This is a genomic window from uncultured Sphingomonas sp., from assembly GCF_964021865.1.
Classification (GTDB): Bacteria; Pseudomonadota; Alphaproteobacteria; order Sphingomonadales; family Sphingomonadaceae; genus Sphingomonas.
Genome location: NZ_CAXIAM010000030.1, coordinates 18337 through 39254, shown reverse-complemented (window position 1 = coordinate 39254; position 20918 = coordinate 18337). Strand labels below are relative to the sequence as shown.

The following is a 20918-nucleotide window of genomic DNA, read 5'->3' as shown; positions in this document are numbered from 1 at the left end:
GAGAGCCGCTATGCCGAAAGCTATTCGGACTCGCTGCCCGATTTCGTGAAGCTGGCCGAAGCCTATGGCTGGAAGGGCATCCGCATCGAGCGGCCCGACCAGCTGGAGGACGGGATCGCCGCGATGCTGGCGCATGACGGTCCGGTGATGGTGGATTGCATGGTGGCGAAGCTCGCCAACTGCTTCCCGATGATCCCGAGCGGCGCGGCGCATACCGACATGATCCTGCAGGCCAATGAGGTCAGCGGAACGATGGACGACGAGGCCAAGGCGCTGGTTTAACCGAGGCTCCCCTTCCGGTCGGGTCCCATCAAAGTATTACTTTGATGGGTGTCCTCTAGGGAGGGGCTGGGGGTGGGTGGCATGCTCGTGATACGGCGCAAGGTGCGCCCCCGCCCTCCGTACATCGCCAGGACGCTAACCCACCCCCGGCCCCTCCCTTGAAAGGGAGGGGAGTCAGGAATGTTATATGCACATCCGTGAAGAGAAAGCCGAACGCCACACGCTGGCGGTGATCGTCGACAACGAACCGGGCATCCTCGCCCGGATCGCCGGGCTGTTCACCGCGCGCGGCTATAATATCGAGAGCCTGACGGTCAGCGAGATCACCGCCGACAAGGCGGTCAGCCGGATCACGATCGTCACCAGCGCCAGCCCGGCGACGCTGGAGCAGATCGTGGCGCAGCTCGACCGGCTGGTGCCCGTCCACCGCGTCCACGACCTGACCGCAGAGGGCGATCACGTCGAGCGCGAGCTGGCGCTGGTCAAGGTGCGCGGCACCGGCGACCACCGCATCGAGGCGCTGCGGCTCGCCGAGGTCTATCGCGCGCGGGTGGTCGATGCGACGACCAGCAGCTTCGTGTTCGAGGTGACGGGCGGCACGAGCAAGATCGACAAGTTTCTGGAATTGATGGCCGAGGTCGGGCTGATCGAGGTCGCGCGCACCGGCATCGTTGCGATCGCGCGCGGCAAGGACGCAGCCTAAGCATTCACCAACACACCCACATTCTTTACCGTCACCCCGGCGCACGCCGGGGTCCAGAGCCACAAGCGCACCGTTCGCGGCTCTGGATCCCGGCCTTCGCCGGGATGACGATCGGTTGAAAGGAAGCAAGCAATGAAGGTCTATTACGATCGCGACGCCGATCTGAATCTCATCACTGGCAAGAAGATCGCCATCGTCGGTTACGGGTCGCAGGGCCATGCGCATGCGCAGAACCTGCGCGACTCGGGCGTCAACGATGTCGCGATCGCGCTGCGCGAAGGGTCGGCGACGGCCAAGAAGGCCGAAGGCGCCGGGTTCACGGTGATGAGCACCAAGGATGCCGCGGCATGGGCCGACATCCTGATGATCCTCGCCCCCGACGAGCATCAGGCGGCGATCTACGAGGACGATATCAAGGGCCGGATGAAGCCGGGCAGCGCGCTCGCCTTCGCGCACGGGCTCAACGTCCACTTCGGGCTGATCGAGCCGCCCGCCGACATCGATGTCATCATGATCGCGCCCAAGGGCCCGGGCCACACCGTGCGCAGCGAATATGTGCGCGGCGGCGGCGTGCCCTGCCTGATCGCGATCCACCAGGATGCGAGCGGCAACGCGCATGACGTTGCGCTGGCCTATGCGAGCGGTGTCGGCGGCGGGCGCTCGGGGATCATCGAGACCAACTTCAAGGAAGAATGCGAGACCGACCTGTTCGGTGAGCAGGCGGTGTTGTGCGGCGGCGTGACCCACCTGATCCAGGCCGGCTTCGAAACGCTGGTCGAGGCCGGCTATGCGCCGGAGATGGCGTATTTCGAGTGCCTGCACGAGACGAAGCTGATCGTCGACCTGCTGTACGAGGGCGGGATCGCGAACATGCGCTACTCGATCTCGAACACCGCCGAGTACGGCGACATCGTCACGGGTCCGCGGATCATCACCGACGAGACGAAGAAGGAAATGAAGCGCGTGCTGGCCGACATCCAGTCGGGCCGGTTCGTGAAGAACTTCGTGCTCGACAACCGCGCGGGGCAGCCCGAGCTGAAGGCGGCGCGCAAGGCCGCGGCGGCGCACCCGATCGAGAAGACCGGCGCCGAACTGCGCGCGATGATGCCGTGGATCGGCGCGAACAAGCTGGTGGACAAGGAGAAGAACTAAGGGCCGGGCGGCAGGACGCAGCAAGCTGCGCCCTGACGCGCCCAACCGCGGCCGGCACGGCGAAGCCGGCGGCTCCCCTCCCTTCTAAGGGAGGGGCTGGGGGTGGGTCGCGTGCTCGTGGTTCGGCCGCCCCCGGCGTTCTGCGATTGCCGTATCCACCAAGACGCCACCCACCCCACCTAACCGCTTTGTAACCGCGAAGGCGATTGCCGCCCGTCCGCCGCTCCTGTAATCGCGCGCAGATGCGGACGGCGACGTACCGAGCTTCGTCGTACCGGACCCGTCAAGACACGGGCAGCCGCGTCGTGTCGGTGCTGCTCGCGATCGGTATCGCAATCGCGATCATCCTCGCGCTGCTCACGATGGGTGGGGTGGTGCGCGGCGATTTCGGCGACGGGCGGCGGCTGGTCAGCTTCGACGTGCGCAACGAAGGCGCCAAGCAACAGAAAGCCGCGACGCAAAAGGCCGAGCGCCAGCAGGCCGCGGCGGAGCGCAGCGCAATCACCCCGCCGCGCATTGTCACCCCGCGCCCGGTGCCCGCGCCGCCGCTCCCGGAACAGCCGCTGCATCTGCCCGGCGTGATGATCCTCAACCATGTCGATTATGCCGCGTCGGACATCGGCACGATCAAGGGCACCGCCGGCCCGGCCGCGAACGGGCGTGGTGACAGCGGGCGCGGCGACGATACGCAGACCGTCGGGCTGGGGCCGGGCGGCGAGCCGCTCTACGCCGCCGAATGGTATCGCCGCCCCCGCCCCGCCGAGACGCAACCCTATATGCCGCGCGGCAAGACCGGCTGGGGAATGGTGGCGTGCCGTACCGCGCCACGCTTCCATGTCGAGGACTGCCGCGAGCTGGGCGAGACGCCGGGTTCCGGGATCGGCCGCGCGCTGCGGCAGGCGGCGTGGCAGTTCCTGGTGCGCCCGCCGCGCAAGGGCGGAACCGAACTGATCGGCGCATGGGTGCGGATCCGCTTCGACATCATCCCCACCGGCGGCCCCGATCCGGATCAGGAGCCCGCGGGCGAATAGCGGCTCCGCGGCGAAATGATCCGTTTCGCGCACGGCGTCTTCGCAACGACGCGAAACTGTGGTGCAACCGCGCGCACAACAGGAGGATCAATCACATGCGCCCGATCATCGCCGCCGTTCTCGCCACGACGCTCGCGGTTCCCGCCGTCGCGCAGCTCGCGACCACCCCGCAGCAGCCCGGACAGCCGCAGGCGGCGCGCGTTGCCGCCGGCACCTATCAGGTCGATCCCGCGCACACGCAGGTGACCTGGGAGGTCAACCACATGGGCTTCTCGATGCTGCAGGGGCAGTTCGGCGCGCAGGGCGGCTCGATCACGATCGACCCGAAGAAGCCCGCCGCGACCAAGGTCGACGTGACCTTCGCGATCGACGAGCTGTCGACCACCTCGGCGCAATTTGCCAAGCACCTCAAGTCGGGCGATTTCTTCGACGCCGCCGCCAACCCGACCGCGCGCTTCGTCTCGACCTCGGTCACGCCGCGCGGACCCAATCGCGCGACGCTGAACGGCGACCTGACGATCAAGGGCGTGACCAAGCCGGTCGCGCTGGACGTGACCTTCGTCGGCGCGGGCACCAACCCGATGAGCAAGAAGGTCAACTTCGGCTTCACCGGCACCGGCACGATCAAGCGCAGCGACTTCGGCCTCGGCTATGCCGCGCCGGTCGTTTCCGACAACGTCAAGCTGACGGTGCAGGCGGCGTTCACCGCCTGACGGGTGCTCCGGCCCCGCGGCACGCGGGGCCGGACGCTACTGCCCGAGCGAGTAGGCCGCGCCGAACTTGCCGTCCTTGCGGTGCCCGATGCTCCAGATCCCGGTCGTCCCGCCCGCGAATTTGACCGCATAGGTTTCGACTCGCGTGTCGCCGTCGCCTTCGGCCTTGATGAAGGACAGGTCGCCCACTGCGCCGAGCGCCGTCAGGCCAGGCTGCATCTGCGGCAATTGCGCGCGGCAGGCGGACAGCAACGGCTCGGCCATCAGATCGTCGGAGCAGCGCCCGGCTGCGGTCTCGGTCAGCATCCGTCGCAGCGCGGGTCCATAGTCGCCCGTCTCGGCGGCCGACGCGACGCTCGCAGCCGCCGCTGCGAGCGCGGCGGCCATGATGATCGTGCGCATGTCACCCTCCCCCCTTTGTTGCGTGGGAGGTTATCGCGCCGTGCCGAGCGGCGGGCAAGCAATGATCTCAGGCGGCGCGGTGGAGCTGGACGAAGCCGTCGAAAGTCGCGCGCACCGAGGGCGCCGCCTGCGCGATCAGCGCACGGACCCGCGCGACGAAGGCATCGGCATCGTCCCCCGCGACACGTTCGGCCATCGCCCACGCCCCGAACTCGCGTGCGCTCACATCGCGCGACGAAAGCACCACCATCGCGCGATGCCGCGGGTCGGCATCGATCCGCGCCAGCGCCCGCTCTACATTCGCAGGATCGCCCTCGAGCACCTGCAGGAAGCGCTTGCCGTTGGTATAGAGGAGGCCGGTCAGACCATCGCGCGCGTTGTTACGGCGTGAAGTGGCCAGAATTGCGGCAGTGTCGACCGTGCCTGTTGCCGTGCTGATATAGACGATCTGTAACATGCAAACTCCCGTACGCGCCGTAAATGACCGCTAAACCTTGCTTTTTCCTCAACCGGATCACCGCACTGGACAGTGGGCGGTCTCGCGGGGTAGGCACGGCCGCAATGACGCGCGACCCGGCCCTGCTTCTGCGACTTACGCGCCCTTAGGCGCGAACCTGCCGACGCGTGCATCGCACGCGCGACGCGCCTAAGGGCTGTTCCGACCTTCCCTGATGCTCCTGCACAAGAGAGCCCCGTGATGTTGCGCGACCCGAGTCAGAAATACCGTCCCTTCCCGACCGTCGACCTGCCCGACCGCCGCTGGCCGTCGAACACGATCACGCGCACGCCGCGCTGGCTATCGACCGATCTGCGCGACGGCAATCAGGCGCTGATCGACCCGATGGACGCCGAGAAAAAGACGCGTTTCTTCGACCTGCTGGTGAAGGTGGGGTTGAAGGAGATCGAGGTCGGCTTCCCGAGCGCGGGCGCGACCGAGTTCGATTTCATCAGCGGGCTGGTGCGCGATGGCCGTATTCCAGAGGACGTATCGATCCAGGTGCTGACGCAATCACGCCGCGACCTGATCGAACGCAGTTTCGAAAGCCTGGACGGCGCCAAGACGGCGATCGTGCACATGTACAATGCGGTCAGCCCGGCGTGGCGGAAGATCGTGTTCGGCATGACGCGCGAGGAGATCAAGAACATCGCGATCGAGGGCGCGAAGGTGCTGCGTGACGAGGCTGCCAAACGCCCGAACACGCGCTGGCAATTCGAATATTCGCCGGAGACCTTCTCTACCGCCGAGCTGGACTTCTCGGTCGAGGTTTGCGCGGCGGTGATGGAGGTGCTGCGCCCGACCGCCGACGCGCCGATCATCCTCAACCTGCCCGCGACCGTCGAATGCGCGACGCCGAACGTCTATGCCGACCAGATCGAATGGTTCGGGCGCAACATCCCGAACCGGGAGATGGTGGTGATCTCGCTCCACACCCACAACGACCGTGGCACCGGGGTCGCCGCCGCCGAGCTGGGGCTGATGGCGGGCGCGGACCGTGTCGAGGGCTGCCTGCTCGGTAACGGCGAGCGGACCGGCAATTGCGATCTCGTGACCGTCGCGCTTAACATGTACACGCAAGGGACCGACCCGCAGCTCGACCTGTCGAACATCGACGAGATCGTGAAGACGGTCGAATATGCGACGAACATTCCGGTGCATCCGCGCACGCCTTATGCGGGCGATCTGGTGTTCACCGCTTTCTCCGGCAGCCATCAGGACGCGATCAAGAAGGGCTTCGCCGCGCAGGCGGCGCGCAACGACACCTTGTGGGAAGTGCCGTACCTGCCGATCGACCCCGCCGATCTCGGCCGCAGCTATGAGGCGGTGATCCGGGTCAACTCGCAGAGCGGCAAGGGTGGCGTCGCCTGGGTGCTGGAACAGGACAAGGGGCTGAAGCTGCCCAAGCGAATGCAGGCCGATTTCAGCCGCCATGTTCAGGCGCTCGCCGACGAGAGCAGCCGCGAGCTGAACGCCGCGGACATCTGGGGTGCGTTCGAGCGAGCGTATCTGCCCGGCAGTGGCGACCGGTTCGTGCTACGCGATTACGAGGAAACCGGCGCAACCGGCGAGCGCGTGTTCGTCGGGCGCGTCGCGATCGACGGCGAGGAACGCTCGCTATCGGGACGCGGCAATGGCCTGATCTCGGGCGTGATCGCCGCACTGGCCGACAGCACCGGGCCCGATCTCGACGTCGTCGACTATAGCGAACATGCGATCGGGCATGGCGCGACGGCGCAGGCGGTCGCCTATCTCGAATGCCGCACCGGCGACGGGCGGACGGTATGGGGCGTCGGGATCGACGGCGATATCGCCACCGCCAGCGTCCGCGCCGTCCTCTCCGCGGCGAACCGCGCATGACGCGCCGTTATGCCGCCTTCCTGTTCGACATGGACGGGACGCTGATCAACAGCATCCCCTCGGCCATTCGCGCGTGGACGGCATGGGCACAGCGGCACGCGATCGATGTCGACGCGTTGATGGCGGTGATGCACGGCGTCCGCGCGATCGAGACGATCCGCCGCTTCGCGCCACCCGGCGTCGATCACCAGGCGGAGTTCGAGGCGCTGTTGCAGGCCGAGATCGACGATGTCGCCGATGTCGTCGCGATCGCGGGGGCCGCGGCGTTCACGCGCGCACTGCCGGCGGATCGTTGGGCGATCGTCACTTCGGCGCCGCGCTCGCTCGCGGAGGTGCGGTTGCGCGCGGCCGGGCTGGCAGCGCCGGCGGTGATGGTGACCGCCGACGATATCGAACGCGGCAAGCCTGCGCCCGACTGCTTCCTGCTTGCCGCCGAACGGTTGGGCGTGGCGGCGCGCGACTGTCTCGTGTGGGAAGATGCGCCGGCCGGGATCGCGGCGGGCGAGGCCGCGGGCGCGGACGTGATGGTCATCACCACGACGCATCATCAGCCGCTGGAGACGGCGCATGGCAGCGTCGAGGATTATCGCGCGCTGTCGGTCGAGGTTGCGGACGACGGCGCTTTGTTGCTGCACGAACGAGTAGTGGCGGCGAACTGAACCCTCTTCTGTCATTTCCGCGAAGGCGGGAATGGCGCGTTGAAAGGCAGCGGCGGAAGCGAATACGGGATGATGGCTTCAGCCCGCCTGCTGCTTCCTGCCGCGGGGCAGGCCGACAACTACCGTTCGCCCTTAGCTTGTCGACAGGCGTGTTGAGGAACCTGTGCTTTGGCACGAACGGGCGCTGTTTGCGCCTGTCCCGGCGTTACTCAGTTCACCGTCTCCGGCGGCGTGACCGGCAGCGGAAGCGGGGCGATCGGCACGCCCTCCTCCGCGAGTTGCTTCGCGTCGGCGAGGCTCGCCTGACCGTGGATCGGCGCGTCGGGCTTGTCGCCGACGTGCATCGCGCGTGCCTCGGCGGCGAAATCGCCACCGACCCAGCGCGATCCGGCAAGCGCGCGGCGCTGCGCCTCGGCAACCTTGGCGAGCAGCGCCTTGGCCTCCGCCGGTGCCACGCCGCGGTTGCCCTTGGGCGCGACGTTCGGCGCCATCACTGCCTTTTCGACATCCGCCGCGCCACATGACGGGCATTCCAGCAACCCGGCTGTGCGCTGGTCGTCATAGGCAGCCGACGACGCGAACCACGCCTCGAACACATGCCCGTCGCGCGCGCATCGCAGGTCGAAGACGATCATCGCATCGTCAGCGGCCGAGCAGCGCGTCGAGCTTGCCCGCGCGTTCCAGCGCGGCGAGATCGTCGGAGCCGCCGACGTGCGTGCCGTCGATGAAAATTTGTGGAACGGTGGTGCGACCGCCGGCGCGCTCGATCATCTCGCCGCGCTTGGCGGTGTTCATGCCGATATCCGTCTCTTCCACCGCGACGTCCTTCGACGCCAGCAGGTTCATCGCGCGCGCGCAATAGGGACAGAATGCCTTGGTGTAGATCTCTACCTTTGCCATCGCCCCTAGGTGTGGGCGGCGACCGGTACTGTCAATCGCTTGCGCGCTCGATCACCCGCGCCCAGGCGAGGATCGTCACCGACGCCGCGCCCCCGGCGCGCAGCACCTTCACGCACGCCTCGGCGGTCGCACCGCTGGTGTAGACGTCGTCGATCAGCACCAGCGACGCACCCTTGATGGAGCCGCGGCCCCGCTCGGTCAGCCGGAAGGCGCCCGCGACCGTCGCGCGCCGCTCGCGCGCGGAGCGATCGCGGAGCGGCGGGGTCGCACGGTGGCGTTGCAGCGCATGCAGGTCGACAGGCAGGTCCGCGCGCTTGCCCAGCGCCGTCGCGATCAGTGCCGCCTGATTATACCCGCGGGACCATAACCGGCGGCGATGCAGCGGCACCGGGATCAGCCGCGTCGCGTCCGGTGGCACATGGCGCAGCATCAGGGCGGCCATCGTCGCGGCATAGAAGGGACGCGCGCCATATTTGAGCCGCAGCGCGACGGTGCGCGCCACCTCGCCATAAGCGCCCGCCGCGCGGACGCCGGCGTGGCCGGGCAGATCGGCGAGACAGGAGGCGCACAGCGCGCCCTCGCCACGATCGAACGCGAACGGAAGGTTGCAGCCCGCGCACCAGGGCGGACCCAGGAAGCGCAGGCTCGACCAGCAGCAGGCGCAAAACCGCCCATGCCCCGCAACGGTCGCGCCGCACCCCGGGCAGCGCGGCGGAAGCACGAGGTCGAGCAGGCCGGGCAGGAGCAGGCGGGGCGGCACGGCCGACCTTGTGGCGCGGGCCGCGAACGGGCACAAGCCACGCGCATCATGGCCTCCCCCGACATCTTCGATCGCGCCGCGCGCCGCCTTCGCCGCGACCGTGTCGCCAGCGGCTATGCCGACCACGATTTTCTGCGCGCCGCGATGATCGAGGGGATCGTCGACCGGCTGGGCGCGGTGAAGCGCGACTTCACCGACGTGCTCGATCTCGGCTGTTTCGATGCGTCGTTCGTGCCCCCCGCCGGGGCACGGGTCGCGCGGTTCGATCCGGGTTTCGCGTTCGCGCGCGCGGCGGGCGGCGTGCAGGGCGACGAAGACCGACTGCCGTTCGCGGACGGCGCGTTCGATCTGGTCGTCGCGGCGGGGACGCTCGACAGCGTCGGCGACCTGCCCGGCGCGCTGACGTTGATCCGGCGGACATTGCGCCCGGACGGGCTGTTCCTCGGCGCGTTCGTCGGCGGGAACAGCCTGTCGACGCTGCGCGCGGTGCTTCGGGAGGCGGAGGGCGAGCGGCCGGTGGCGCGGCTCCACCCACAGGTCGATCTGCGCTCGGCGGGCGATCTGCTGGTGCGCGCCGGCCTAACGCTACCCGTGGCGGACAGCGAAACGCTGACGGTACGCTACGCGGCGTTTGGGCGGCTGCTCGACGATCTGCGCGGAATGGCGGGCAGCAACGTGCTCGCCACGCGGCATCCGCTGCGCCGCGAAGTGCTGGCGCGCGCGGCGGCGGCGTTCGCGGCGCGCGCGGACCCGGACGGGCGGACGGCGGAGCGGTTCGACCTGATCTTCCTGACCGCGTGGTCGCCATCGCCCGACCAACCCCAGCCGGCGCGGCGCGGCAGCGCCGGGGCATCGCTGGCGGCGGCGCTGCGGCCGCCGGCGGGATAAGAGCGCGCTCAGATCAGCGCGGCGTCGCCGTCCTCGGCGAGCAGCCGGCCCATCGCATCGAACAATTCGTCCATCGCCACCGGCTTGAAGATCACGTCGTTCGCGCCCGCCGCGACGCACCGCTGGCGCAGGTCGACCGCGGTGTCGGCGGTGACGACGATGATCGGCAGCCGCGCCTTGGCATCGGTGCGCGCCCGGATGTGACCGATCGCCGTGAGCCCGTCCATGCCCGGCATCCGCAGATCGATCAACGCGATCGCGAAGTCATGCGTATCGATCAGTTCCAGTCCGATTTCGGCGCTCTCGGCCTCGACCATCTCGACGTCGGCGACATCCAGCATATCGCGCACGACGCGGCGGTTCATCCGGTCATCCTCGATGAACAGCACCGTCATCGCTGCCATGTTCGCCCTTCCTGCACAACGCCACCTGCCCGTTACGCAGCGTCCCGAACGGAGCGCCTGAGCATGGCACCTATTGCGTCGACCAACGCCCGTTTGGAAACAGGCTTTTCGATAACATTTGTGATACCCGTCGCGTACATGGCGTGGCGCTTGCCCTCGTCCAGTTTCGCACAGAGCAAGGCGATCGGAGCGCCGTTCGCCGCCGCTACCAGAGCGACGAGATCTGCGGCGGCCTCACCATATGTTCCGGCATCGACCAGCACGCCCTCCGGCCGCACGTCGCCGATCCGCGCGATCGCCTCGTCCGCATCGCAGAAGACGATGCGCTCCGCCGCGAACAACGCACGCAGCATCGCGCGCGTGATCGGCTGCCGCTCGACGATCAGCAGGCCGCCCTGTTCGACAACGGCGGCCGGTGAATCGGCGAGCACCAGCGGCAGATCGACCGTGAAGCGCGATCCCTCCCCCAACCGACTCTCGACCGTCACGTCGCCACCCATCGCGCGTGCCAGATTGCGGCAGATCGACAAGCCGAGGCCAGTGCCGCCAAAGCGACGCGTCGTGCTGGCATCGGCCTGGCGGAAGGATTCAAAGATGATCCGTTGCGTCGCGCCGTCCATGCCGATGCCGTGATCGGTAACCGCGATCATCAGACGCCCGTGCTCCGCCGCGACGCGGAGCGACACGACCCCGGCCTCGGTGAATTTAACCGCGTTCGACAGCAGGTTGAAGACGATCTGTCGCAGCCGCGCGGCATCGCCGACGATCCATTGCGGTGCTTGCGCGACATCGACCTCGAAACGCAGCCCCTTGGCGACCGCCGGATCGCGCCATAGCCGCGCAGCCGCGTCGAGCGTGGCATGCAGATCGAACGGTGCGACCTCCAGCGTCAGCCGCCCGGTTTCGATCTTCGCCATGTCGAGGATGTCGTCGACCAGCGTCCGCATCGTCTGTCCGGCGGCATGCACGACATTCAGCCGCTCGCGCACCTGCGGCTCGAGCGCCTTGTCGGCGATCATCACCTGCGTCATGCCGAGGATGCCGTTGAGCGGCGTCCGGATCTCGTGACTGGTCGTGGCGAGGAATTCGGTCTTGGCGCGCGACAACTTCTCGAGCTGCGCATTGCTCGCCGCCAGATCGCGGTTGGCGGCGCGTTCGCGATTGCGGCTTCGCCCGATCAGCGCCAACCCGACGACCAGCAGCGCGATGATCAGCACCGTCGCACCGACCACGCCGTACAGGATCAAGCGCTGCGACCGGGCGGTCGCGCGCTGGAACGCGATCGTCCGCGCCAGATCCGCCGCCTTCAGCCGCGTGATCCGCAGTTCCTGGTTGGCGTAGTCGAAGCGCGCCGCCGCCAGCGCCGCACTGGTCGAGCGTGCGATGTCGGTTGCCTGCGCGTCGAGTCGCTGGACCGCCACCAGATGCGGCAGCGCCGCGGCGGGATCGCCGTTCGCGACGAAGGTGCGATAGGCGACGTCGTGCGCGTGCCGATCGGCGAGAATTGTGTGCGTCAGGTCGACGCCTGCGAAACGTTGCTCGACGAGATGGCGCGCTTCTGCACGATCGCCCGCATGCAGCGCGACGTCCGCCGCCGCGGCCAGAAGCTGCGGTCGGATCGCCGCCGCTTCGGGGACACGCGCGACCGCCAGCGCAGACTGGACGCTGCGCGCCGCGTCCGCCACGTCGCCGCCGCGCAATTGCGCGAGCGACAGGTCGCCCAGCGATTGCGCCATCACCGGCAAGCTGCGCAGGCGGCGCGCGGCAGCCAGTTCCTCGCGAAACTCCTGCTGCGCCTCGTCATACCGGCCGAGCGACAGCAAGGAATTGCCTCGGCCGCTTTCGACCGCCATCGCCAGCCCGGGATCGTTTGGGTAGCTGTCTTGGAGCTGATCGAAATAGCGGAGCGCGGTCACATGATCCTGCGCGCTGGTGTAGAGCAGCGCGATGAGGATCAGCGCGCGCGCCTGGCTGCGGCGATCGTGCAGCGCGACGAACATGCGATGCGCCCGCTGCAGGCTCGACAATGCCTCGGCGATCCGACCGGCGTCGGTGAGCGCGCCGCCTTGCGACAAGGTGATGTCGGCAAGCAGCCGGGTGGCGGCGGGCAGGCGCACGGCGATGCTGCGCGCCTGCGCCAGCGTGCGTAGCCCGGCCCGCGGATCGCCGAGCCGCACCTGCGCCTCGCCGGCCAGCCATAACAACGTCGCACCATTAGTGCTTCCCAACTCTGCGGGTGACAGACGCGCACGCGCGGCCTGTGCCATCGCGAGCGCGGATTCGGGATCGCTGGCCATGCGTCGTTCGATCGCGCCGGGATCGGCCGGCGCTGCCCGCGCCGGCGCGACCCCGACCAGCAGCGAGGCGAGGATGGCGCCGAGCACGATCCGCGCCGCCGCGATCATCCGCGTTTCCACCCGGCGGCGCGGCGCGTGAATGAGCCGCGCACGTCCTGCGTCGCCTGACGGTGCTGCTCGGCGGCGAGGAAGGCGGCGAGCGGCGCCAGCGCCAGCGCCGGGCTGATCAAATATCCTTGCGCCATGTCGCACCCCATCACTGACAACAGCGCGAGCGCCGCCTGCGTCTCCACCCCCTCCGCAACGACTTCCATGTCGAGCGCATGGGCGAGATCGATCGTCGAGCGCACGATCAGCGGATCGCGATTCGAGCTGGTGAGCTGGGTGATGAACAATTTGTCGATCTTCAGCTCACACGCCGGAAGCTGCTTCAGATAGGCCAGGCTCGACAGGCCCGCGCCATAATCGTCGATCGAAATGCGCACGCCGATGCGATCGAAGTCGCGAAGATGCGTGATCGCGGCACCGGGGTCGCGGATCACCGAGGTTTCGGTCACCTCGAAGCCCAGCCGCGCGTCGGGCGCAGCGGTGATGCAGGCGCAGGCGAGCCGCACGAAATCGGCATCGGCGAGCAGATGGCCGGAAATGTTGATGAAGATCCGCAGATCGTGGCCCTTCGCCCGCAGCGCACGCTGATCGATGATCGATTGCTCGATCGTCCACAACGTCAGCCGCTGCATCCGCTGCGCCCGTTCGGTGGCGGGAATGAAGTGACCAGGGAGCACCAGTCCGCGCTGCGGATGTTGCCAGCGCACTAGTGCTTCGACGCAATCGATCGCCTGGCGTCGAATATGCACCTTTGGCTGGTAATGAAGCACCATCTCGCCGCGATCGAGCGCGCGGTCGATCTCCGCGACGACGGTCTCCTCGATGGCGCCGGTGATCCGCGCGCGCGGGGTAGCGGCCGCTTCCGCTTCGGTCAGCGCGGACTCGGCGCGTTCGATCAGCAGCGTCGGATCGCCATCGGCGGGCGCGCAGGCGCCGGCGATCGCCATTTCGGGTAAGCAGGAAATTTGATTGACCCGAATTGGGACGCCGCAAATCGCGCGACATTCCACCACGATCTGCGCCAACGCCGCCGGCTCGGCGACGGAGAAGCCCACCTCGATCACATCGCGCCCGAGCGGCTCGACCATCGCGTCCGGCAGCGCCACGAGCAGGCGCGCCGCCATATCCCGCATCATCCGACCGATCGCCTCTACACCGATATCGCGGCGTAAAGCACGGTAATTGGTCACTTTTACCAATACGCACCCTTGCTGCCGCGCCATTGGCACGGTGCTGCCGTCACGCGGCGTCAGCGGAGCAAGATGGTACAGGCTGGCCATTTCCTTGCTGTTGGTAGAACTCACTCTTGAAGAATGACTTAAGTCGTCGCGGTTGATGGTGAATAAAGGGTTAACGCCATTGAGCCTTGCCTAACGTTCCATTAAGAAGAAGTCACCCTTCGGGGGGTCACATAAGGGAGAGAGACCCATGATCGCTTTCATCGTCGCGCTTGCCGTCGGTATCGTCGTCAAGCCCTGGTAATTCCAGCGGCGGTCCAGCCTGTGGCTGGACCGCCGAACCAGCGATGAAGCGTCGCGCGGGCCGCCCGCGCGGATGTGGGTGATCCGGCCAGCGAGCCGCGGCCGTCGAGGTGCTCCCGGCACATCTCTTTATTTCCAGATGATCGTCTGCCGCCGTTCGGGATTATGGCGCCGGCGGGTCGCTGTTCGTTATCCCAGACCTGATCCGCGACTCCGCTTCTTGCGGTCGCCAAGAACGGGCGTCGCCCCGGATCATGTCCGGGGCGACGCTAGGTCGGTCGGCGTTACCAGTCTCGCGAGTAGCGGAGCTGGACGTTCGAGCCGCCAAACGAGCCGGCCTGCGACAACAGGCTGATCGACTTGGTCAGCGCGATCGTGAGCTGGGTGGCGGTGAAGCCGCGGGCGTCGGTGACGATCTCGATATAGATATCGTTCGTCAGATACTTGCCCGCCGCCAGCGCCGAACCGCGCCCGCTCGCCTCGTCCGCGCCCAGGATGCGCAGCCGGTCGAACCCGGTCGCCGAACGCAGCTTACCGAGCGGGTTGAGCCCGCCGCCCGACCCGCGCAGCGAGTTGAGCGCGGAGGCGAGCTGCAATGCCTCGGTCGCCGACAGGTTCTCCGGATTGGTGCCGAACAGCAGGCGGCTGAGCACCTCGTCCTGCGGGAGCGACGGGGTCGAGGTAAAGGCGATCTGCGGGCGCTGCCCGGTGCCCGTGATGTTGATGTTGAAGGTCACGCCATCGTTGCTGGTGGTGGCGAGGATGTTGATGTCCGGATCGGTGAGCGCCGCGCCGCCGCGGAACCGCACCTGCCCGCGCGACACCTCGAAGCGCTTGCCCGCGAACGAATAGGTGCCGCGGACCAGGTCGAGCCCGCCGCTGATCGTCGGCGCCGCGCTCGTGCCGCCGATCCGCAGGTCCATCGACCATTCGCTCTCCAGCCCCATGCCGGAGACGAACAACTGATTGTCGGCGTGGACGCGCAGGTCGAGCTTGAACAGCCCGACCGCCGGGGCTGCCGGCCGATCGGTCGGTTTCGCAGGCGGCGGCGTATCGCTCTTGCGGCGGATGCCGGTCAGTTCGGGCACCTCGGCCGCGCCCTGGCGGATGATCTCATAGCGGGCGTTGGGGACGCGGATGTCGCCCGAGATCAGCCCACCGCTCGCATTGTTCTGGATCCGAATATCGCCGGTCGCGGTTGCGCCGAGCGCGTCGGACTTGGCGAGCCGCGCATTGCGCATCGCCACCCGTACGTCGAGCGGGAAGCCCTGCGCCGCGGCGAGGCTGACGTTACCTTGCGCTTGTACGGTGCCCTCGCCGGCCTTGGCCTGCAGCTGCGTCAGCTCCAGCCGGTCGTTGTTGAAACGCGCGCCGATCCGCATGTTGGTCAGGCGCGTGCCATAGGTCTCGTTGGTATAGGTGAGATTGTCGGCGCGGATCAGGCCGTTGATGCGCGGCGCGCCGACCGTCCCGCCGAAGTCCGCCGCGATCGCGATCGGGCCCGACAATTGCTGCTCGGCGAGCCCGGCGAGGCTGAACAGCACGCCTGACGGCCCGTTGTAGCGGATGCCGCCCGACAGCGGCCCCTGCATCAGCCGCGTGGTCCAGCTCCCGCTGCCGCTCGGCGTCAGCGTCGCGACCATCCGGCCGACCGAGGTGCCGCCGCGCTTGATGAGGGCACGCCCTTCGCCCGCCGCGCTGGTCAGCCGGCCCTGGAAGACGACGTCGACCGGTTCGGACACCGAGGTGAGGCTGGAGCGGGTGAAGTTGGCGATGTTGACGCGTGCATCGGCGCGCGGGAACGCCTGACCGGCCTCCTGCACGTAATCGACGCTGCCGGTCGCCTGCCCGCCGAGCCCGAGATTGGGGACGAGCGCGTTGAGCAAGGCCAGGTCGAGCCGGTCGAGACGGAGCTGTGCCGCGGTGGCGCCGCCGCCGAACTTGCCCGCCAGCCGCATCGAACCCTTGTCGAAGTCGAGACGGGCCGGATCGAGGCGGTAACCCTTGCCGTCAGGGACGATGCGGGCCGGGGAAGCGGTGCGGAAGTTGACACCATTGGCCGCGCCTTGCAGCGCCACGAGATATTGCGACGGCGACAGTCGTGCATTGGCCGCGAGGCGGAACGGCACGCTGTTCGAGCCGGTCAGCAGCGCCTGCGCGGTTCCGCTGCCATTGGCGTAGTTCACGCGCACGCGCCCGGCCTCGATCACGGTCGCCCCGTAACGCATGTCGGCGATCTGCGCGTCGACGCGCACCTGTGGCTTGTCGTAGAGCACGACATCGGCGTTGATGAGCGCGCGGCCGATCGTGAAGTCGACCGCCCCCGGGATCTTTGCGGCGAGCGCGCGCGCGTTGACGCTGGCGCGCTGATACTTGCCCACCGCACCCAGCGTCGCAAGGCCGTTGAGACCCTGACCGTTGAAGCGCACCTGCCCGGCGAACGGCCCGGCGGCGGTCTGGACGACGCGCCCCGCGAACTGGACGCCGGCGAACAACACGCGGCGGATATCGACGGCGAGCTGCTTGCCCGGCGTCACCAGCACGTCGGCGTTGAACGGACCATAGTTGGTGCCACCGGTCGCATTGACCTGATACGACCCGCCGCGCCCGACGACACGCGCGTCGAGGTTGGCGAGCCCGATCCCGACGCCGGGCCGCGGGGCGCGCAGCCGCACGACCGGCGCGGTCGCCGAGCCGATGACGCGCGCGAACAGCGGGCCATATTGCGTCGAATAGGCATCGGCATCAACAAGCAGCGCGCCGCTCGCGGGATCGAACCGCCCCTGCCCGCGGGTGATGCGGAATTGCGGCGCGTTCATCTTCAGGCTCTCGAAGGTGACGACCCCCTCGGGCGAATAGCCGAAGCGCGTGCTGAGCACCGCATTGCCGCCGAGGAAATTGCGTGCGCCCTCGTTGAACAATTGCTTCGTCTGGACCGCGACGCGGCCGGTGATCCCGAACCCGCCGCGCGCGCCGGGGACCAGCTTGGCGTCGGTCTGGATGTTGAGGATACCGACGCTGTCGACGCGGAAGTTATTGACGCGCCCCTGCAACCCGCCGGTGTAGCGGCCGGTCTGCATATTGGCGGCGATGATCGCGGTGGCGTCGATCGTGTCGGAGCGGATGCGCAGATTGTCCGACAGGATGTTGGGCATCTGGATCGCGAGATCGCCGTCGACGCGCGCGTTGGTGGTCAGCCCGCCGAGCGCCGGGTTGAGCCCGGCGATCCGCTTGGCGCGCGCATGGACCGGCACGAGGATGCGGTCGCTGTTCACGCGCGCCAGCCCCTCGGCATACAGGTTCTCGACGCGCAGATCGCCGAACCCGAGCGAGGTGGCGCGGACCTTATAGTCGACGGTCGGGGTCGCGAACGCGCCATTCAGCACGACGCGCGCCAGCACGTCGCGGCCGCGGACGTTGGGGGCGATCGCGCCGGGGGTCAGCAATCTGGCATCGACCGCGAAATTGCCGAAGCGGCTGTTCTTGAGGTCGAGCATCCCGCCCGCATCGACCGCCAGCGCGCTCGAGGTCAGCTTGATCCGCGTGTCGGCGCTGCGCTCGCCGAGCGTGACGTCGGCGGCGACCTGAAGCGCCGGGGCGGTCAGCCGCTCGACCGGACCTTCGAGATAGAGGCCAGGGCGCGTTGGGCCGCGCACCTCGAAATGGCCGTTGCGCGCGGTGAGCGCGAGGTCGGCGAGCTGCCCGCCGCCGAGCGTGGCGAGCGCGCGCCCCTGCCACGATGCCCAGCTACCGCGGCCGGTCACCGTCGCGGTCAGCGGCGCCTTCAGCCCGCCGAGCTGCGCGACCATCCCGCCCGCCGGGGCGGTGAGGCGCACGTCGACATCGAGCTTGTTGTCGTCGGGCACCGCGTCGATCCTCACGCGCGCAACATCGCCGCCGGCGACGCCGGGCCCGCGCAGCGCGACCGCATCGACCTGCAATTGCGCTCGGCGATCGGCGATGTGCGCCTGCCCGTCGAAGCGTGCGATGTGCCGTGCGCCCGATACCGCCGGCTCCATGACGAAACGCGCGACCTGCAACCGGTTGATGTCGATATCGAGATCGGGGAGCAGCGGCGCGTTGGGATCGGTTGGCTCAGTCGAGGGCTTCAGCTCGGGGTTACGGCGTAAGGTGATGAGTTGGCTGGATACCGCGCGCACGTCGACATGGTTGTTGACGAACGCGAACGGTCGCCAGTCGACGTCGAGACGCGGCGAGGTGAGGAATACGCCCTTGGGGTCGCTGACGCGCACGTCGCTGAGCCGCATCCGACCGTACAGCGAGCCGTCGATCCGCCCGACCTTGATGTTAAGCCCCGAGGCGGTGGTGTAGCCGCCGATCTGGTCGGCGACGAAACGGCGGCCGGGATCGGTGTTGATCCCCAGCACGATCGCCACGACCAGCAGCAGCAGCGCGAGGATCGCGATGCCGATCCACTTCAGGATGCGCAGCCACAACGGGCGGCGCTCCGCCGCGAACGTGCCCTCGCCCGTTGCCAGCGTGTCGTCAGTCATCAGAACGCCTGCCCGATCGAAATGTAGAGCGCGACCTTGGCATCGCCGGGTCGCGGGTTGAGCGGCGTCGCCACGTCGACGCGCATCGGGCCGAAATTGGTGTAGAAACGCCCGCCGATGCCCGCGCCGAAGCGCAGGTCGCTGCCGTTCGGCAGGGTGCTTTCATACGTATTGCCGCCATCGATGAACGGCACGATCCCGAAATTGCCGAAACGATAGCGCGCCTCGATCGAGAATTCGTTGAGGCTGCGGCCGCCGATCGGGCGCAGGTCCTTCACCTCGTCGCGATCCTCGTCGCCGGGCACCAGCGAGCTTTCGGGTTCGAGCGGCCCGAGCCGCTGGAAGCCGTAGCCGCGCACGGACCCGCCGCCGCCACCGTAGTAACGCCGCGACGGCGCGATATCGTCGCGCGCGATCCCGAAGATGCTGCCGGCCCGGACGCGACCGGCGATCACGAGGCTATCCGACACCGGATAATAAGCGGTCGCCTCGACGAGGCTGCGCCCGTAGGGCCGCACCGATCCCTGCACCGAGGTTTCCGGGCTGAGGCTGAGCTTCAGGCGATAGCCGCGGGTGGGGTTGAGCAGATTGTCCGAGGTGTCGAACTGCACCTGCCCCGGCAACGCGAGCACGCCATAGGTGCGGCGGACGCGGTCGTTCTCGGCGAAGTCGAAGACGCTCTCGTTCGTGCCGACCAGCTCGAAGCCGTAAGCGTAAGTGAATTTCTTCTGCCAGATCGGGGTGGAATCGTAGGAGATCCGACCCGACAGCGTGCCGGTGAACGCCTCGAATGCGTCGTAATTGGCGCGCAGCGCGCTCGCGACCAGCGTCACCGTCCGGTCGCGCTTGCCGGCGTTCTGGCGGCGGAAGGTCGCGGACAGCCCCTGCTGCTGCGTACCCGCGATCGCGCCGAGGATCAGCGCGCCCTCGGGCGGGAAGCGGTTGCGGTTGGTGAACGTGCCCTCGACCGTCACGCCCTGCCCGGTCTGGAAACCCGCGCCGCCCGACAGGCTTTTCGCGGGCCCGCGGGTCTGGCGGACCATCAGGTCGACCTGCTCGGTGCCGTCGGGGAGGATCGTGCCGGTGCGCACCGGCTGCACGCCGACGCCGTTGAACAGGCCGGTCGCGACCAGCGCCTCGCGCAGGTCGTCGGCCTTGCGATTGTCGTACAGATCGCCCTGGTCGAAGCGCGGAAAGACGTTGAGATGCTTGAGGTCGAAGACCGGCTCGCCCTCGGTACGCAGCACGCCGAACGACGAGCGCGGCCCGGTATCGACCGGCAGCGTATAGTCGCCGCGCGCGGTCTGTTCGTCGAGCAGGATGTCGCGCTCGCCGACCTTGACGAACGGATAGCCCTGTTGCGGCAGCTTGAGGCTGACGTTTGCCTCCGCGCCCTGCACGCGCAGCGCCTCGATCGGGTCGCCGGTGCGCAGCGGCAGTTCGCGGCGGACCAGATCGGGCGGCGTGGTCGGATCGGCCTTCACCGTGATCGTGCCGAGCTTGTATTGCTGGCCGGGCGTGGCGCTAACGATCGCTTTCAGCTTCTGCTCGCCGCCGGGGACGGTCTCGATCGTCGAGATCGCGGTCCCGTCATAATAGCCGAGCGACTTCATCAGCCGCACCGCCAGCTGCTCGTCCTCGCGCCCGCGCGCGGCGACCTGCGTGGCGTTATCGGCCTTGCCCTTGCCCTCGCGCAGCGCCGACAGCGAATTGAACTCGTCGGTCAGCCCGAGCGGGTCGAGCCCGCGGACCTCGCTGGCGTAGCGGATGTCGGGCGCGTCCTCGTCCTCCACGTCCGCGACCGAGCGCAGCGGCTCGGTGTTGAAGGTCGATAGCGGTTCGAGCGGTTGCGCCAGCACGGGGTCGGGCGCGGGCGGCGGCGGCAGCGTGCCGGGGGTGATCGGTTGCTGCGCGGCGGCGTCGGCGGCGGGCGTGGTCGCAGGTGCGGCGGTATCGGCGGGCATTGGCTCGAGCGGCGCGTTGATGTCGCTCGAAAGCGGGGGCAGCGCCTTGTCGAACTCCGCGTCGGGAACGATCGGCGCATCCCCTTGCGGATCGACGGCCGGCGGCGTGTCGCGCGGCGCGTCCGGCCCCTGCGCCGGGGCGGTGCCGGGCGTCTGGATCTGGGCCTGCGCCTGTCCGGCGATCAACGCAAACCCGGCGCTGGCCAGGAGCAGACGGGAATGACGAACCGAAAAAACCAAGAACAACGCCCCTTTGCGCGGAAGAGACCGGCTATCCGGTTTGATCTCCCGTGCCACGGCAACG

19 protein-coding genes are annotated in these 20918 nt (G+C 68.3%); 9 read left to right on the top strand and 10 right to left on the bottom strand.

The window, feature by feature from the left end; all coding sequences use genetic code 11:
* From AADI75_RS09700 to AADI75_RS09680, 5 genes are all read left to right on the top strand, one after another.
* Positions 1-282: thiamine pyrophosphate-dependent enzyme (locus AADI75_RS09700; RefSeq protein WP_341208828.1), on the top strand; the 282-nt coding region annotated here is incomplete at its 5' end.
* A 187-nt stretch (positions 283-469) separates the two neighbouring features.
* Positions 470-985, top strand: coding sequence for an acetolactate synthase small subunit (gene ilvN, locus AADI75_RS09695; protein ID WP_028965305.1), 516 nt, complete (start codon positions 470-472; stop codon positions 983-985).
* A 132-nt stretch (positions 986-1117) separates the two neighbouring features.
* Positions 1118-2137, top strand: coding sequence for a ketol-acid reductoisomerase (gene ilvC / locus AADI75_RS09690; protein WP_341208827.1), 1020 nt, complete (start codon positions 1118-1120; stop codon positions 2135-2137).
* A gap of 305 nt (positions 2138-2442) precedes the next feature.
* Positions 2443-3168 carry a hypothetical protein gene (locus tag AADI75_RS09685; protein ID WP_341208826.1) on the top strand — a complete coding sequence of 242 codons (726 nt, stop codon included), beginning with the start codon at positions 2443-2445 and terminating at the stop codon, positions 3166-3168.
* Positions 3169-3263: 95 nt separating this feature from the next.
* Positions 3264-3881, top strand: a complete 618-nt coding sequence (locus tag AADI75_RS09680) for a YceI family protein (protein WP_341208825.1) — start codon at positions 3264-3266, stop codon at positions 3879-3881.
* Between the two features lie 36 nt (positions 3882-3917).
* On the opposite strand, the gene AADI75_RS09675 is transcribed toward AADI75_RS09680, so the two are convergent.
* Both AADI75_RS09675 and AADI75_RS09670 read right to left on the bottom strand, forming a co-directional pair.
* On the bottom strand, positions 3918-4283 hold the full coding sequence (locus tag AADI75_RS09675; RefSeq protein WP_341208824.1) for a hypothetical protein: 366 nt from the start codon (positions 4281-4283) through the stop codon (positions 3918-3920).
* A gap of 67 nt (positions 4284-4350) precedes the next feature.
* A complete protein-coding gene (locus AADI75_RS09670; RefSeq protein ID WP_341208823.1) occupies positions 4351-4740 on the bottom strand; it encodes a BLUF domain-containing protein in 390 nt (129 codons plus the stop codon).
* A 240-nt stretch (positions 4741-4980) separates the two neighbouring features.
* On the opposite strand from AADI75_RS09670, the gene leuA reads away from it, so the two are divergent.
* Both leuA and AADI75_RS09660 read left to right on the top strand, forming a co-directional pair.
* Positions 4981-6639, top strand: coding sequence for a 2-isopropylmalate synthase (gene leuA, locus AADI75_RS09665; RefSeq protein ID WP_341208822.1), 1659 nt, complete (start codon positions 4981-4983; stop codon positions 6637-6639).
* Positions 6636-7298 carry an HAD-IA family hydrolase gene (locus AADI75_RS09660; protein WP_341208821.1) on the top strand — a complete coding sequence of 221 codons (663 nt, stop codon included), beginning with the start codon at positions 6636-6638 and terminating at the stop codon, positions 7296-7298. Before leuA ends, AADI75_RS09660 begins: the two co-directional genes overlap by 4 nt.
* Before the next feature lie 209 nt (positions 7299-7507).
* Here the strand turns inward: AADI75_RS09660 and AADI75_RS09655 are convergent, their stop codons facing one another.
* From AADI75_RS09655 to AADI75_RS09645, 3 genes are read right to left on the bottom strand one after another with little or no spacing between them, the layout of a single operon-like run.
* The gene (locus AADI75_RS09655) at positions 7508-7933 is read right to left on the bottom strand and encodes a DUF1178 family protein (RefSeq protein ID WP_341208820.1); all 426 of its coding nucleotides are present in this window, start codon (positions 7931-7933) and stop codon (positions 7508-7510) included.
* Positions 7934-7940: 7 nt separating this feature from the next.
* Complete coding sequence (gene grxC, locus AADI75_RS09650; RefSeq protein ID WP_341208819.1) at positions 7941-8198, bottom strand: glutaredoxin 3; 258 nt, start codon at positions 8196-8198, stop codon at positions 7941-7943.
* Between the two features lie 31 nt (positions 8199-8229).
* A complete protein-coding gene (locus AADI75_RS09645) occupies positions 8230-8958 on the bottom strand; it encodes a ComF family protein (protein ID WP_341208818.1) in 729 nt (242 codons plus the stop codon).
* A gap of 48 nt (positions 8959-9006) precedes the next feature.
* Here AADI75_RS09645 and AADI75_RS09640 point away from each other — a divergent pair, with 48 nt between their 5' ends.
* The gene (locus AADI75_RS09640) at positions 9007-9846 is read left to right on the top strand and encodes a methyltransferase domain-containing protein (protein ID WP_341208817.1); all 840 of its coding nucleotides are present in this window, start codon (positions 9007-9009) and stop codon (positions 9844-9846) included.
* 8 nt (positions 9847-9854) lie between these two features.
* Here AADI75_RS09640 and AADI75_RS09635 read toward each other — a convergent pair whose 3' ends face one another.
* From AADI75_RS09635 to AADI75_RS09625, 3 genes are read right to left on the bottom strand one after another with little or no spacing between them, the layout of a single operon-like run.
* Positions 9855-10241 (bottom strand): response regulator, encoded by a 387-nt coding sequence (locus AADI75_RS09635; RefSeq protein WP_028965295.1) that lies wholly within the window; start codon positions 10239-10241, stop codon positions 9855-9857.
* Between the two features lie 41 nt (positions 10242-10282).
* Positions 10283-12655 carry an ATP-binding protein gene (locus AADI75_RS09630; protein ID WP_341208816.1) on the bottom strand — a complete coding sequence of 791 codons (2373 nt, stop codon included), beginning with the start codon at positions 12653-12655 and terminating at the stop codon, positions 10283-10285.
* Complete coding sequence (locus tag AADI75_RS09625) at positions 12652-13602, bottom strand: EAL domain-containing protein (RefSeq protein WP_341208815.1); 951 nt, start codon at positions 13600-13602, stop codon at positions 12652-12654. Before AADI75_RS09625 ends, AADI75_RS09630 begins: the two co-directional genes overlap by 4 nt.
* Before the next feature lie 18 nt (positions 13603-13620).
* Here AADI75_RS09625 and AADI75_RS09620 point away from each other — a divergent pair, with 18 nt between their 5' ends.
* Positions 13621-13827: a hypothetical protein gene (locus AADI75_RS09620; protein WP_341208814.1), complete on the top strand. Its 207-nt coding sequence runs from the start codon at positions 13621-13623 to the stop codon at positions 13825-13827.
* A 593-nt stretch (positions 13828-14420) separates the two neighbouring features.
* Here AADI75_RS09620 and AADI75_RS09615 read toward each other — a convergent pair.
* Together AADI75_RS09615 and AADI75_RS09610 are read right to left on the bottom strand one after the other, a co-directional pair.
* Positions 14421-18650, bottom strand: a complete 4230-nt coding sequence (locus AADI75_RS09615) for a translocation/assembly module TamB domain-containing protein (protein WP_341208813.1) — start codon at positions 18648-18650, stop codon at positions 14421-14423.
* A complete protein-coding gene (locus AADI75_RS09610; protein WP_341208812.1) occupies positions 18650-20854 on the bottom strand; it encodes a BamA/TamA family outer membrane protein in 2205 nt (734 codons plus the stop codon). The genes AADI75_RS09615 and AADI75_RS09610 overlap by 1 nt, the downstream gene beginning before the upstream one ends.
* Positions 20855-20918 lie beyond the last annotated feature (64 nt).